This window comes from Streptomyces sp. NPDC052496, from assembly GCF_040679095.1.
In the GTDB taxonomy this organism is placed as follows: domain Bacteria; phylum Actinomycetota; class Actinomycetes; order Streptomycetales; family Streptomycetaceae; genus Streptomyces.
Genome location: NZ_JBFAUH010000010.1, coordinates 76,520 through 90,683, shown reverse-complemented (window position 1 = coordinate 90,683; position 14,164 = coordinate 76,520). Strand labels below are relative to the sequence as shown.

Sequence of the window (14,164 nt, the reverse complement as noted above, 5' to 3'; positions counted from 1 at the left end):
AAGGACGGGTGATGCGCCGGATCCGTGCGGAGGACGGCCGGGAAGCGGCCGGGGCCCGGGCGGCGGGCGCTCGGGGCGCGGACGCGGTCCGAACGGCCGGCGGCCGGGAAGCGGACAGCGCGCGAACGGTGGACGCGGACGTCGCAGGCGCCATCGGCCGGATGCTGGACGCCGTGCTCGGCGCGCGGCTCGCCGAAGCCGCGGCGGCCGACGCCCTGTTCACGCGCGACATCGCCGAACGCGTCGTCCGCTTCACGCTGGGCGGCGGCAAGCGGTTGCGCGGCCGGTTCGTGTGGTGGGGGCTGCGGGTCTGCGGGGGCGGCGGCGAGGCCGCGGACGCGGCGCTGCGCCTGGCGGCGGCCCTCGAACTCCTGCAGACCTGCGCACTGGTGCACGACGACGTGATGGACGGGTCCGAGCTGCGCAGGGGGCGGCCCGCGCTGCACGCCGAGGTGCGGAGACAGTACGGCCGCCACGCCGGGGCCGGCCGGCCCGCCCCCTCGGCGGAGACGTTCGGCCGGTCCGCGGCGATCCTGGCCGGTGACCTCGCGCTCGCCTGGGCCGACGACACCGTGCTGGACACCCGCTTCCCCGCCCACGCGCGGTCCGCGGTGCACGCCCTGTGGCGGACCCTGCGGACCGAGCTGGTCGCCGGCCAGTACCTGGACCTGTACGGGCAGGTCACCGCGTCCCGGTCCCCCGCCCGCGCGGTCCGCACCGCCCGCCTCAAGAGCGCCCGCTATTCGGTCGAACGGCCGCTGCTGCTGGGCGCCGCCCTGGCCGGCGCCGACGACCGGGCCGCCGGTGCGCTGCGTTCGGCGGGCCGCTGCGCCGGGCTCGCCTTCCAGCTCCGCGACGATCTGCTGGGGGTGTTCGGTGACCCGAGGGAGACCGGAAAACCGTCCGGTGACGACATCCGGGAGGGCAAGCCGACCTACCTGAGCGCCGTCGCCCGCGCCCGCGCGAGAGCCGCCGGCGACGACGGGGCCCTCGGCGTCCTCGACGCGAGCCTGGGTGACCCGGACCTCTCCCCCGCGGCGGTGGACCGCGTACGGGACGTGTTCGTCTCGACCGGGGCCCGCGCCGCGCTGGAGGACAAGGCCGCGCTGCTCGCCGACCGGAGCGTGGCGCACCTGGCCGACATGCGCACCGCCGACCCGGCCGCCCTGCGCCACCTGCACGAGCTGCTGCGGGCCACGGCCGGCTGCCGCCCGCGCGGTGCTCCCGTGGTGGTGCCCGCCGCGGCCCACGGAGGTGAACGGTGAAGTCCGTACCCGGCCGTACCGACCACGTCGTCGTCATCGGCGCCGGCCTGTCCGGGCTGTCCGCCGCGCTGCACCTGCTCGGTGCCGGGCGGCGGGTGACGGTGGTCGAGCGCGCGCTCCAGCCCGGCGGCCGGTGCGGCCGCCTCGAACGCGACGGCTATCTGATCGACACCGGACCGACCGTGCTGACCATGCCGGACCTCGCCGAGGAGGCGTTCGCGGCGGTCGGCGCCTCGATGGCGGAGCGGCTGGACCTGGTGCCCCTGCACCCCGCCTACCGCGCCCGGTTCGCCGACGGCAGCGCGCTGGACGTGCACACCGGCGCGGAGGCGATGGCCGCCGAGATCGAACGGTTCGCGGGAGCCCGGGAGGCCGCGGGTTACCGGCGGCTGCGCTCCTGGCTGAGCCGCCTGTACGCGGTCCAGATGCGGCGCTTCATCGACGCCAACTTCGACTCGCCGCTGCAGCTGCTCCACCCCGACCTCGCCCGTCTCGCGGCGCTCGGCGGCTTCGGCCGGCTCGACGCCCGGATCGGCCGGTTCCTGAAGGACGAGCGGGTGCGCCGGGTCTTCTCGTTCCAGTCCCTGTACGCGGGCGTGCCGCCGGCGCGTGCCCTCGCCGCGTACGCCGTCATCGCCTACATGGACACGGTGGCCGGCGTGTACTTCCCGCGCGGCGGCATGCACGCGCTGCCCCGCGCCATGGCGGACGCCGCGGCCGAGGCGGGAGCGGAGTTCCGGTACGGGCACGCGGTGCGCGCGCTGGAACGTTCCGGTGACCGGGTCACCGCCGTCGTCACCGACGCCGGGCGCGTCCCGTGCGACGCGGTGGTGCTCACCGCCGACCTGCCCGAGGCGTACCGCCTGCTGGGCCGCGGCCCGCGCCGCCCGCTGCCGCTGCGCCGCTCCCCCTCGGCCGTGGTCCTGCACGCGGGCACCCCCGCGACCTGGCCGGAACCGGGCCACCACACCCTCTCCTTCGGCGCCGCCTGGCACCGTACGTTCCACGAACTCACCCGCACCGGCGCCCTGATGAGCGACCCCTCGCTGCTGCTGACCCGGCCGACCGCCACCGACCCGTCGCTGGCCCCGCCGGGCCGTCACCTGCACTACGTCCTGGCGCCCTGCCCCAACACCGACATCGGGCCCGGTGTGCACGCCTGGCGTGACCTGGGCCCCCGCTACCGCGACACGCTCCTCGGCGAGCTGGGACGGCGCGGTTTCACCGGCCTGGACGCGGCGGCCGAGGCGGAGTGCCTGGTCACCCCGGCGGACTGGAGCCGCCAGGGGCACGGCGCCGGCACGCCGTTCTCCGCCGCCCACACCTTCGCGCAGACCGGGCCGTTCCGCCCGCGCAACCTCGTACGCGGCACCGAGAACGCCGTACTGGCCGGGTGCGGTACGACGCCGGGCGTCGGGGTGCCGACCGTGCTGGTCTCGGGAAAGCTGGCGGCCGCGCGGGTGACCGGCGGCGGCTCCACGAAGTCCGCGCGAGCGCCCCGCCCCGGCGCGCGCCGCCGGCCCGCCCGTACGCCGGAGGGCACGCCGTGACCGCCCGGGAACTCGACGCCGCGGGCATCACCGAGCCCGCGCTGCGCGCCGCCTACACCCACTGCCGCCGGCTCAACGCCCGGCACGGCACCACGTATTTCCTGGCCACCCGGCTGCTGCCGGTCGCCCGCCGGCCCGCCGTGCACGCCCTGTACGGGTTCGCCCGCTGGGCGGACGACATCGTCGACAGCCTCGACGACGACGCCACTCCTCAGGAGCGTGCCACGGCGCTGAGCGCACTGGAGGCGCAGCTGGACGCGGGCCTCGCCCAGGGGAGCGGTGACGAGCCGGTGGTACGGGCGCTGGCGCACACCAGCGCCGTGTACGGCATCGACCCGGCGTACTTCACCGCCTTCATGGCCTCCATGCGCGCCGACCTGGAGGTGACGGACTACCCGACCTACGACGACCTGCGCCGGTACATGTACGGCTCGGCCGAGGTGATCGGCCTGCAGATGCTGCCGGTCCTCGGCACGGTCACGCCGCGCGAGGAGGCCGCGCCGCACGCCGCCGCGCTCGGAGCGGCCTTCCAGCTCACCAACTTCCTGCGGGACGTGGGCGAGGACCTGGACCGGGGGCGGGTCTACCTGCCCGCCGACCTGCTGGGCGCGCACGGTGTGGACCGGGAGCTGCTGGAGTGGAGCCGGCTGACGGGCGCCGAGGACGCCCGGATCACCGCCGCGCTGCGGGCCGCCGCCGACCTCACCCGCGGCGTCTACCACCGCGCCGCGCCCGGGGTCGCCATGCTGGACCCGCTGTCCCGGCCGTGCATCCGTACCGCCTCCATCCTCTACCGCGGCATCCTGGACGCGGTGGAAGCCGACGGCTACGCGGTCCTGCACCGTCGCGCCGTCGTGTCCCGTCCGGTGCGCGCGACCGTGGCCCTGGACGGCCTGGTACGGGTCACCGCGGCCCGCAGCCGGTCCGGACCGGCCCCCGCCCGCCTCCCGGTGCCGTCCGGGCCCGCGCACCATGCCACCGCCGTACGCCCCGGAGGAAGCACCGTGGAAGCTCCCCGCCGCCCCGCCGGACGCGGCCGGTACCCGCTGCGCCTGCGCCGGCGGCCCGTCGCGTGGGAACGCCAGCGGCCCACCTGGCGGGACGCCGCGCCCGCCGTGATCGCGGGGGCGCTGGAACGGGCCAAGGCGCGGCCGTCCGGCAACTGGTACGCCGTGGGCGCCTCGCGCGACGTCGGCCGGGACCGCCCCCTGGGCCGGACCGTCGCCGGAACGGAAATCGTCCTGTGGCGCGCCGCCGACGGGCAGCTGCACGGCGGCCCCGGGGCCTGCCCGCATCTGGGCGCGCCCCTGAAGGACAGCCCCGTACGGTGCGGCACCCTCGTCTGCCACTGGCACGGTCTCGCCCTGGACGGCGGCCCGTTCGCCGGGTGGGAGCCGTATCCGGTGTACGACGACGGGGTGCTGGTCTGGGTACGCCTGGACCGGGCGGGCGGCGAGGAGCCGCTGGACCGGCCGCGCGTCCCGGGGCGTCCGGCGGCGGCCGACGCCGTCGCGGCCGTGTACACCGGCGTCGGGCGCTGCGAGCCGGACGACGTGGTCGCCAACCGGCTCGACCCGTGGCACGGCGCCTGGTTCCACCCGTACTCCTTCGTCGATCTGAGCGTCACGGACGGGCCGGCGGGCCCGGAGGACGCGCTGACGGTGGACGTCTCCTTCAAGGTCGCCGGGCGGCTGGTCGTCCCGGTCCGCGCGGAGTTCAGCGCGCCCGGGCCACGCACCGTGGTCATGCGGATCACCGAGGGCGAGGGCGTGGGATCCGTCGTGGAGACGCACGCCACCCCACTGGGCACCGACGGCGCCGGCCGCCCGCGCACCGCCGTCGTGGAAGCGGTCGTCGCCGCCTCGGCCCGCCCGGGGTTCGCGGTGGCCCGCGCGGCCGCTCCCCTGCTGCGCCCGCTGATGCGGGCCACGGCGGGGCGGCTGTGGCGCGACGACATGGCGTACGCGGAGCGGCGGTGGGAGTTGCGCAGCACGGGCCGGTTCCCCGGGTGAGCCGCGCGGTCGGACCGGCCGGGCCGTACTCGATGGCTGAGCCGTGGTCGGCCCGGTTGTCCCCCGCTCGGAATCCGCGTGCGGCCGGTAGCGGGAGACGGCAGGCTGAGCGGCTGAAGCAAGCCCTTGACGTGCCGGAACTCATCGCCGACGACGGCCTGGCGCTGCGCCCCTGGCGCCTCGCCGACCTGCCCCTCGTCCGGGAGGCGTCGGAGGACGCGTACATCCCGCTGATCACGACGGTGCCCGCCGCGTGCTCCGAGCCGGCGGCCGTCGCGTTCGTCGAGCGGCAGTGGGGCCGGGCGACGACGGGCGCCGGTTACCCGTTCGTCGTCGTCACCCCTGGCGGGCGGCCGGTCGGCATGGTGGGGCTGTGGCTCAAGGACCTGGACCAGGGCCGTGCGTCGCTGGGCTACTGGGTCGTCGAGTCGGCACGGGGCCGGGGCACCGCCGTCCGCGCGCTGCGCACAGTCGCCGGCTGGGCCTTGGGCGAGCTGCGGATTCCCCGCCTGGAGCTGTACATCGAGCCGTGGAACACCGCTTCCGTACGCACCGCCGAGCGCGCGGGGTTCCGGCGCGAGGGACTGCTGCGGGGGTGGCAGCAGGTGGGGTCCGAGCGGCGGGACATGTTCATGTACGCGCTGCTGAGCGGCGATCGGTGACGCGGCCGATCCGCCGGACGCGGACGCCGGTCCGGCGGCCCGACTCGGCAGTGGTGGCATCAGGACGCGGAAGGCGCGGAACAGCCGCGGTGGCAGCGGCCCCGGCTCTCAGCTCGCGAAGAGGGTGCCGGCCAGGACGACGTGCACGGCGGTGCCGCCGACGATGCTCAGCAGGGCGTTGCGGCGCCACAGGTGCAGTCCGACGGTGACGGCGAGCGCCGCCAGGGGCGCGGCGGCGCGCGCCTGGGACAGGGGCAGGTCACGCAGGCAGTAGACGAGCAGGATCACCATCACGCCGGCCGGCATGGTGGTGCTGAGGTACTGGACGGTCCTGTTGGTCCGCAGGAAGGACAGGACGGCGAAGGGCGCGGCGCGCAGGGCCCAGTTGACGGCGGCCGAGACCGCGGCGGCCAGAAGCAGGTAACGGGTGTCAGGCATGGGACGGCCTGTTGCGGGTGGTCAGGTGCCGGGCGAGCAGCGCGGCGGTGAACAGGGCGAAGGCCACGGGCAGCAGCTGTCCGGGGAAGACGAGCCGGGCGGCCAGCGCGCTGAGCAGCGCGAGGACGGGAGTGGGCAGGTCGCCGCGGCGTTCGGTGACGGCGTCCAGGGCCAGCACGGCGAACAGGGCGGTCATGGCGAAGTCCAGGCCGCTGACACGGTCGGGTATCAGTGAGCCGAGCAGCGCGCCGGCGGTGGCACCGCCGACCCAGTAGACCTGGAAGATCGCCTGGAGGGACAGGACGCGCGCGCCGGACCATGACCGGGCCTGCCCGCCAGTGGTCATGGCGTAAGCCTCGTCGGTCAGGGCGAAGGTGCTGTAGGCCTTGCCGAGGCGCCCGCGCACGCGGTCCAGGGGGAAGGAGAGCGCGTAGAAGACGTGCCGGGCGTTGACCATGAAGCCGGTCAGCGCGATCGTCGCCAGCGGCGCGGCCGCGACGGTCAGGCCCACGAGCAGGAACTCGAACGAGCCGGCGTACACGACGGCGGCGAACAGCGGCGCGCACCACCGGGGCAGGCCGGCCTGGGCGATGACCACACCGAGGGCGAGACCGAGCGGCAGCAGGCCCAGCCCGACGGAGGTGGAGTCCTTCAGGGCCGCGAGAAGATCGGCTCGCCGTCGGGGCGAGGGCGGGGTCGAGGGCGGTGCGGGCGCAGGGCGCGGCGGGTCGCTCGTAGCGACCGGAGGTACGTACATGGAGAAATCTTAGGAAGATTTCCGCCTTATTTGGTTACAGATAGTTCCTTTACGATGGCTGTATGGGCAATGAAACTCCCCTGGATGCCGTAGACCGGGAAATCTTGTTTCACCTGAGCCAGGACGGGCGGCTGACCAATGTCGAGCTGGCCAAACGGGTCGGCCTGACCCCGCCGCCGTGCCTGCGCCGCCTCAAGCGGCTGGAGGAGGCCGGCGTGATCACCGGCTACCGCGCCGTCATCGATCCCGAGGCCGTCGGCCGCGGGCTGGAGGTGATGGTCGACGTCGAGGTCTCCGCCAACGACCTGGCGACCATCGAGATACTGGAGAAGACGCTGTCCTCCTACGAGGAGGTCGTCGAGTTCCGCCGGATGTTCGGCCGCCCGGACTACTTCCTGCGCGTCGCCGTCGCCGATCACGACGCCTACAGCGCCTTCCTCACCTCCAAGCTCACCGGTCTGCCCGGCATTCTGCGGGTGGAGTCGCACCTGACCATGGAGAAGATCAAGACCGACTCCTGAACGCCCGCGCGGGCCAGGGGCCTGTGGGCGCACCACCCCAGCCGGCCCGCGGGCGCCGCGCCTCAGGTGCCCAGCACCCGCGCCAGTCCCCGCAGCACCGCCGAGCGGCCGCGGTCCGGGACCGTCCACAGGGTCTGGCCGCGTACGCCCCACCGTTCCAGCAGGGCGTTCGCGGCGAGGAAGCCGGTGGTGGCCGCGCGTTCCATCAGGGCCACCGGCAGGCCGGTGCGGACGAGGTCGCCGGCGACCGTGACGGCCGGGTCGGGGGTGCGTACGGTGGGGCGGTCGTGGTGGCCGCCCACCGGGAACAGGGGGCAGTCCGCGCGCCACTCGTGCCGGGCGTCGACGACCTTCGCCCGGCGCGTCTCGGGATAGACGCGCGGCAGCTGGCCGATCAGCCGGTCCTGCTGCGCCTGCCGGGCGGTGTCCGTACCGAGCGCGTAGGCGTGCAGTTCGACCACCGAGCCGCCGCTGCGGGCGGCCCACCGCGCGGCCTCCCCCTCCCAGCGGTCCAGCACGCTGACGTTGTCGAGCGGGCCGAAGCCGCTGGTGCCGAGGAAGCCCGGCCGGTCCGGGGCCACCGGCCGGTCGAGCCAGAGCCGGGAGACGAGGAACGGCGGCGCGGTCCGCAGCCGCAGCATCCGCGCGCGCCAGCCGGGCGTGCCCAGCCCGGGTGAGGCGGCGACCAGGTGGCGCAGCCCGGCCACGTCGAGGGCGAGCACCACCGCGTCGTGGCGTGCCGCGCCGTGGCCGCCCCGTACGGTCACGCCCGCGCCGCCATCCGGTGCGGACGTCCCGGACTCCACGGTCTCCACCGCGCAGCCGGTCCGCAGGGTGACGCCGTGGCCGGTCAGGTAGCGGCCGAGCGGTTCCCACAGTGCCTGCGGGAACGGTTCGCCGGGGACGTCGAACAGCAGCCCCTCACTGGAGCCGAGGAAGTAGATGTGGAACATCAACGCCATCTCGGCGGCCGACAGTTCCTCCGGGTCGGCGAAGAAACTGCGGGAGAACACCTCGAACGCCAGGTGGTGCGCGGCCTCGGGGAAGCGGATGCGCTCCAGCAGCCGGCGCGCGCTGACGCCGTCCAGGCGGTCGTACACGTCCGGTGTCCGTACGTCGAGCAGCGGCAGGGCGGCTCGCGGGTTCATCCGGGCCATCTCGCGCAGGGTGAAGGTCGGACTGAGCGCGGCGAATCCGAGGGCGCTCCACGGCGGGGTGCGCGGGACGCGGGCGAAGCTGTCCTGGAGGCCGCTGCTGTGGCGCAGCGGGTAGTCGGGCAGTCCGGTGAGCGCGGTCAGCGCCGGGTCGGCCCGCCGCAGGAGCCCCCGCAGGTTGTAGTACTGGCGGAAGAAGGCGTGGAAGCCGCGGGTCATGGTCGCCCGGGAGCCGTCGGCGAGCCGGATCCGCTGCCCGGCGAGCCGGCCGCCGAGCCCCGGCTCGCGTTCGTAGAGCGTGACCCGGACGCCCCGTTCGGCGAGTCCGGTGGCCGCCGCCAGCCCGGCGATGCCGCCGCCGACCACCGCGACGTGCGGTGCCTCCCCGGTGATCCTCGCCCGGCCCGGCGCCGGCGGCACGATGCGGGCGCGCCGGTCACGGCCCCGGCGTGGCGCGGTGGCGGTGCGCCGGGCGGTGGCCGGGGGTTCGGCGTCACTCGGGAGGGTCGTCATCGGACGGTCCGTTCCTGTGCGGGGCCGGGGCGGTGGGCGGTACGGGCTCTCGCGCGGTGGCTGCCGTACGGGCCGGTCGTACGGGCGGACGGCGGCGCAGGCCCGGCAGTTCGGCCACGGTGCGCAGCATGGGCAGTACGGGCGTGCGCAGGCCGATCGACAGGTCTTCGCGCAGCCGGGTGCCGCCGTCCAGGAAGCGCAGCAGCCGTTCCATCGGTACGCCGCGGAACAGCCCGGTGAAGAAGCCGGCGCCGTCGACGCGTCCGGTGTCCAGAGCGCGCAGCAGGACGGCGTCCATCAGCCGCGAGCGCGCGGAGTGCGGGGGCGGCGGGGCCGGGGTGCGGCCCTGGTGGAGGGCGGCGGCGACGGCGCGGGTCTGGCGCTGGACGGCGGCGAAGGTGTAGCCGGTCGACGGGCGGGTGGCGCCGCCCGCCGCGCCGATCCGGAAGACGCCGGGCCCGGCGCGGCGGGGGAAGCGCGCGTCGGTCATCGGAATGACGCCCTGCTCGGAGGCGGTGATCCGGTACGGGCCCAGCGGACGGACCTCGGTGAGGTAGTGGCGCAGCGCGCGGTGGTAGGCGGCCTCGTCGAGCGGGGCGGCGGAGAACTCGGTGTACTCGACCAGCGCTTCGCGGGGGCCGAGCGGAAGCACGTAGCCGAAGGAGAGCCCGTGGTCCGGCTGCGGGGTGCGGAAGTCCATCAGGTCGGCGGTCGCGGGGTCGAACTCGGGCCGCTCGGTGCGGACGAACCAGCCGTGGAAGTGCTGGAGCAGGGTGGTGCGCGCGGGCGGCAGGGCGGGCAGTGGCCGGGAGTCGAAGACCCAGCGGGCGCGGATCCGTACGGGGGCGCCCGCCGCCGTCGTACCGCGGACCTCGGCCCCGCCGCCCGGCAGCGTCCGCACGTCGTCGACGACGGCCGCCAGCCGGTGCGCGGTCGGGGTGGCCGCGAGCCGTTCGCCGACCAGCTTCTCGAAAGCGGCGGAGCGCATCATCTTGTAGCGCAGCGGTGCCGGGCGCCCGGTCAGTGCGGCCCCGTCGGCCCCGTGGACGCGCAGCCGGTCCCAGGAGGCCGCCAGCACGTCGTCGTACTCGCCGTCCGGCCCCTCCCAGTAGCACCAGGTGCGTTCCGGGGGCCGCAGCGGACCCGGAGGTGCGTCCAGGACGGTCACCTCGGGGCAGCGGGCGCCGGCCGGCGGGCCGCAGAGCCGGTGGGCGAGGGAGAGTCCCGCGGCGCCGCCGCCCACGACGGCCACCTCCGTGTCGTACACGCCGCCTCCCTCCCGTAGCGCCGGGCACCGCGCCGACGGGCGCGCCACGTCTCCGTGTGCCCGCCCGGCCGGGTTCCACCGGCCACGGTCATTACAACGCCGGACACCCGGCCTTCCACGGGTGACACGCGCCGCGGCAGCGGGAGAGGCGGCGCATCGGGCCGGGCGCGTCCGCCCCGGAACGGAGAATGCCCCGGCCAGACGGGGGGAGCTGGCCGGGGCGGTCCGGGTACGGGCCGGGACGTCGCTCATCCGCCGATGAGGGTCCACTCAACCCGTGATCAATTGAACGATAAACCACTGCGGGCGCATCCGCCAAACCGGATCGATGTGATGCATATCGCTCCCGACGACCGCACCCTCCCCGCCGGGGCAGGAAGGCCGCCCGCCCGCGGCGGAACCGTCCGCCGGACGCACGAAAGCCGCGCAGTGAGGGCACCGGCCCCCGCTGCGCGGCAGTCGTCGGAAGGTCAGGCGGTCACCGGATCAGGAGATCAGGACGCCGGGGCGAGCTGGGCCGCCAGGCCGTTGCGCCACAGGGCGTCCACCCGGGCGCGCTCCTGCGCGTTCGGGTTGGTGTTCTGGCAGGAGGGGCCGGGGCCGCCGCCCGACATCAGCTCGCTGCAGGGGCCCGAGTAGTGGTCGGGCAGGCCGAGGACGTGGCCGGTCTCGTGGGCCGTCACCCGGGTGGAGTTGTACTGCTGGTTCTGCCGGTAGTCGAGGAAGATGTAGCCCCGCCCGTGGCCGTCGGTGCTCGCGTAGGAGCCGCGGGAGTCGTTGCCCTCGTAGTACCGGAAGTCGGCGTTGGAGCCTTCCTGGAGCTTCACGTTGCGCACGGAGCTGTTCCAGATCTGCGTGCTGCGGGCTATCTGGCTGCGGAAGGTGGGGGCGCTGCTCGCGTTGTACGTGACGGTGACCGCCTGGACGCCGGGCGTGGCCGCGCGCTTGGCGGCGGCCGACTTCATGACGGCCTGGAAGAACGCCTTGTTGGCCGCGGCTTCCTCGGCGGAGCCGGCGTACTTGGCCATGGAGGCCGGGGAAGAGACATTCGCGGGGGCGGCCGGGGCGGAGGCGGCGGTCGCGGGGACGGTACCGAGGGAGGCGGCCAGACCGAGGCCGAGCACGGCGGTGAGAACCGTACGGGTGGGTCTCATGGGGGAACCTCGTCATCCGTGGGAGGGATTTGGTACCGGGATTGTGAAGGAATCAAGGTCCGCTGCGGATGACAGCTTTTGGTGATAGTGCGGTGACATCGCCCCACCCGTCCGCCCGTCCAGGCAGCCGCGACCCCCTTGTCACACGCGGTTCATGAGGTGGTCAGGGCACCGTTCACACCGTCGGCAAGGGAATGTGGCACGTGCCCGTGTCATCACCGCATCCGTCGAATGACGTATTCCGCATGCGGTCGACGCAGGTGCGGACGTCGGCGCGGACGCCGACGCACAGGGGAACGGGCGCGTCCGGTGCGGTACGGACGCGGCCGATGCGGTACGGGCGGGCCGGGAACCGGCCAGGGCGTCAGCCGGGCAGCGGGTGCGCCCGGTTGAGGTTGAGCAGGGGCGCGAGCAGGTCACCGTGGCGCTCACGGCGCTCGGCGACCGCGTCGAAGAGGAAGGTGAGCTGCTCCGGGTCCGTACAGGCCTCGATCTCGTCCCAGGTCACCGGGGCGGAGACGGTCGGCAGCTCGCGGGCGCGCACCGTGTAGGGGGCGGCGGTGGTCTTCGAGGCGGAGTTCTGCGAGAAGTCGATGAAGACCTTCCCGGGCCGCAGGGCCTTGGTCATCCGGTGCACGACATGGCCGGGCAGCGTCCGCTCCGCCTCGACGGCGACGGCCTTGGCGTACGCGGTGACGTCGTCCGAGGGAGTCGGCTCGATCGGTACGAGGATGTGCAGGCCCTTGGAGCCGCTGGTCTTGGCGTACACGTTGAGGCCGTCGGCCATCAGGCGCTCGCGCAGCCACCGGGCCACCCCGCAGCACTCCACGATCGTGGCCGGCGCCCCCGGGTCGAGGTCGAGGACGAGGCGGTCGGCGATGCGCGGCGCGGCGGCGGTCCACTGCGGGGTGTGCAGCTCCACGACGAGGTTCGCGGCCCACATCAGGGTCGGCACGTCGCGGACCAGCACCTGCCGGCGGGATTTCGCCGTGCTGCCGGGCACGTCGGTGGTCTTCACCCATGCGGGCGTCCCCGGCGGCACGTTCTTGGTGAAGAACTGCTGGCCGTCGGGCCCGTCGGGATACCGCAGGAAGGAGACGGGCCGGTCGTGGACGTGCGCGAGGAGGGCGCCGGCGGTGGTGGCGTAGTAGTGCAGCAGCTCGCCCTTGGTGGTGCCGGTCCGCGGATACAGGACCTTGTCCAGGTTGGTGAGCGACAGCCGCCGCCCCTCCACGACGGTGATTGGCGACATACCATGACAATCCCATAAAAAAGCCACAGCAGGGATGAGACATGCGATCTGTTTGGAACGGGTCTATCTCCTTCGGGCTGGTCAGCATCCCCGTGAAGACCTACAGCGCGACCGAGCGCACCTCCTCGGTCTCGTTCGTCCGCATCCACGAGAAGGACGGCGGCCGCATCCACTACCGCAAGGTCTGTGAGCTGGACGGCGAGGAGGTCCCCAACGAGGAGGTCGGCAAGGGCTATCAGGCCGCGGACGACACGATCGTGCCGATCACCGACGAGGACCTGGCCAAGCTGCCGCTGCCGACGACCAAGACCCTGACCATCCTGGCCTTCGTCGGCGCGGACGAGATCGACCCGCTCCAGCTGGACAAGTCCTACTTCCTGGGGCCCAACGGCGTCGCCGCCGCCAAGCCGTACGCCCTGCTGCGGGACGCGCTGGAGCACCAGGAGAAGGTCGCGATCGGCAAGGTGGCCATGCACGGGCGGGAGACGCTGGCCATGCTCCGGTCGCACGACGGGGCGATCGCCATGCACACCCTGCTCTGGCCGGACCAGGTCCGTTCGGCGCGCACCGTCGCCCCGCGCGACGATGTGGAGATCCGGCAGAACGAGCTGACCCTCGCCGAGACGCTGATGGACTCGCTCGGCGACCTGGACGAGGCCGAGCTGCACGACGATTACCGCGAGGCCGTCGAGGAGCTGGTCGCCGCGAAGCTGGAGGGCGGCGAGCCGGCCGCGCCCCGCGCCGCGTCCGGCACCGGCGGCAAGGTCATCGACCTCATGGCCGCGCTGGAGAACAGCGTCCGCGCGGCGCGCGAGTCGCGCGGGGAGGGCGGCGGGGGCACCGGCGAGGGCGGCGCCGCGGAGGCCGAGCAGGACGAGGGGCAGGACGAGGAGTCGGCGTCGGTCACGCCGATCAGGGGCCGCAAGGCGACGGCGAAGAAGGCCGCGGCGAAGACCGCGTCCGGCAGCGGCACCAAGAAGACGGCGGCCCGTAAGACGTCCGGGTCCGCGGCCAAGAAGCCCGCCTCGGGCAAGGCGTCGGGAAGTTCCGGTACGAAGAAGACGGCGGCCGGCACCGGCTCGGGCGGCAAGAAGGCCACGGCGAAGAAGACGGCCGCGAAGTCCGCGGCCAAGTCCACGGCGAAGAAGAGCGGCAAGCGGGCGTCGGCCTGACACGGAAGCCGTACGCGCCCGGGCGGGGCCCGCGGCGGTGCCCGGCGGCCTTAGAGTCGGTGCATGGCTTCAGACGAGGGAACGGTGCGCGTCGACAGCTGGATCTGGTCCGTCCGGCTGACCAAGACGCGTTCGATGGCCGCGACGGCCTGCCGCGGTGGGCACGTACGGGTCAACGGTGAGCGGGTGAAGGCCGCCCACGCGGTGCGCGAGGGCGACGAGGTCCGGCTGCGGCAGGGCGGGCGGGAGCGGATCGTGGTGGTCTCGCGCCTGGTCCGCAAGCGGGTCGGCGCCGCGGTCGCCGCGGAGTGCTTCGTCGACAACAGTCCCCCGCCGCCGCCCCGCGAGGAGATCGCCGCGGTCGGCCACCGCGACCGCGGCGCCGGGCGCCCCACCAAGCGCGACCGGCGCGAACTGGAGCAGCTGCGCGGCGGCCGCTGAGGCGAC

The 14,164-nt window shown here is 74.6% G+C and carries 13 protein-coding genes and 1 pseudogene; 8 read left to right on the top strand and 6 right to left on the bottom strand.

Features of this window, described 5'->3' with window-relative positions; translation table 11 throughout:
* Positions 1-11: 11 nt before the first annotated feature.
* The 5 genes and pseudogenes from AB0L45_RS15750 to AB0L45_RS15730 all read left to right on the top strand — a co-directional run bounded on the left by AB0L45_RS15750 (position 12) and on the right by AB0L45_RS15730 (position 5,489).
* Complete coding sequence (locus AB0L45_RS15750) at positions 12-1,265, top strand: polyprenyl synthetase family protein (RefSeq protein ID WP_365840058.1); 1,254 nt, start codon at positions 12-14, stop codon at positions 1,263-1,265.
* Positions 1,262-2,815, top strand: a complete 1,554-nt coding sequence (crtI, locus tag AB0L45_RS15745; protein ID WP_365840056.1) for a phytoene desaturase family protein — start codon at positions 1,262-1,264, stop codon at positions 2,813-2,815. Before AB0L45_RS15750 ends, crtI begins: the two co-directional genes overlap by 4 nt.
* Positions 2,812-3,735: pseudogene (locus AB0L45_RS15740) on the top strand (phytoene/squalene synthase family protein); the annotation flags it as partial. The gene crtI and the pseudogene AB0L45_RS15740, both read left to right, overlap by 4 nt.
* Before the next feature lie 84 nt (positions 3,736-3,819).
* Complete coding sequence (locus AB0L45_RS15735) at positions 3,820-4,827, top strand: DUF5914 domain-containing protein (protein WP_365840300.1); 1,008 nt, start codon at positions 3,820-3,822, stop codon at positions 4,825-4,827.
* Positions 4,828-4,958: 131 nt separating this feature from the next.
* Positions 4,959-5,489 carry a GNAT family N-acetyltransferase gene (locus tag AB0L45_RS15730; protein WP_365840054.1) on the top strand — a complete coding sequence of 177 codons (531 nt, stop codon included), beginning with the start codon at positions 4,959-4,961 and terminating at the stop codon, positions 5,487-5,489.
* Between the two features lie 108 nt (positions 5,490-5,597).
* Here the strand turns inward: AB0L45_RS15730 and AB0L45_RS15725 are convergent, their stop codons facing one another.
* Together AB0L45_RS15725 and AB0L45_RS15720 are read right to left on the bottom strand one after the other, a co-directional pair.
* Entirely contained in the window at positions 5,598-5,927 is a 330-nt protein-coding gene (locus tag AB0L45_RS15725; protein WP_365840052.1) for an AzlD domain-containing protein, read from the bottom strand.
* Complete coding sequence (locus AB0L45_RS15720; RefSeq protein WP_365840050.1) at positions 5,920-6,684, bottom strand: AzlC family ABC transporter permease; 765 nt, start codon at positions 6,682-6,684, stop codon at positions 5,920-5,922. The genes AB0L45_RS15725 and AB0L45_RS15720 overlap by 8 nt, the downstream gene beginning before the upstream one ends.
* A 62-nt stretch (positions 6,685-6,746) precedes the next feature.
* On the opposite strand from AB0L45_RS15720, the gene AB0L45_RS15715 reads away from it, so the two are divergent.
* Positions 6,747-7,205 carry an Lrp/AsnC family transcriptional regulator gene (locus AB0L45_RS15715; RefSeq protein WP_365840048.1) on the top strand — a complete coding sequence of 153 codons (459 nt, stop codon included), beginning with the start codon at positions 6,747-6,749 and terminating at the stop codon, positions 7,203-7,205.
* Between the two features lie 62 nt (positions 7,206-7,267).
* Here AB0L45_RS15715 and AB0L45_RS15710 read toward each other — a convergent pair whose 3' ends face one another.
* The 4 genes from AB0L45_RS15710 to ligD all read right to left on the bottom strand — a co-directional run bounded on the left by AB0L45_RS15710 (position 7,268) and on the right by ligD (position 12,545).
* Entirely contained in the window at positions 7,268-8,872 is a 1,605-nt protein-coding gene (locus tag AB0L45_RS15710) for an FAD-dependent oxidoreductase (RefSeq protein ID WP_365840046.1), read from the bottom strand.
* Positions 8,853-10,139 (bottom strand): lycopene cyclase family protein, encoded by a 1,287-nt coding sequence (locus tag AB0L45_RS15705; protein ID WP_365840044.1) that lies wholly within the window; start codon positions 10,137-10,139, stop codon positions 8,853-8,855. Before AB0L45_RS15705 ends, AB0L45_RS15710 begins: the two co-directional genes overlap by 20 nt.
* A 494-nt stretch (positions 10,140-10,633) precedes the next feature.
* Complete coding sequence (gene snpA, locus AB0L45_RS15700; protein WP_365840042.1) at positions 10,634-11,293, bottom strand: snapalysin; 660 nt, start codon at positions 11,291-11,293, stop codon at positions 10,634-10,636.
* 364 nt (positions 11,294-11,657) lie between these two features.
* Positions 11,658-12,545 (bottom strand): non-homologous end-joining DNA ligase, encoded by an 888-nt coding sequence (gene ligD / locus AB0L45_RS15695; RefSeq protein WP_365840040.1) that lies wholly within the window; start codon positions 12,543-12,545, stop codon positions 11,658-11,660.
* A 41-nt stretch (positions 12,546-12,586) separates the two neighbouring features.
* On the opposite strand from ligD, the gene AB0L45_RS15690 reads away from it, so the two are divergent.
* The gene (locus tag AB0L45_RS15690; protein WP_365840038.1) at positions 12,587-13,717 is read left to right on the top strand and encodes a Ku protein; all 1,131 of its coding nucleotides are present in this window, start codon (positions 12,587-12,589) and stop codon (positions 13,715-13,717) included.
* A gap of 63 nt (positions 13,718-13,780) precedes the next feature.
* Positions 13,781-14,158, top strand: a complete 378-nt coding sequence (locus AB0L45_RS15685; protein ID WP_365840036.1) for an RNA-binding S4 domain-containing protein — start codon at positions 13,781-13,783, stop codon at positions 14,156-14,158.
* The last annotated feature ends 6 nt before the right edge of the window (positions 14,159-14,164 follow it).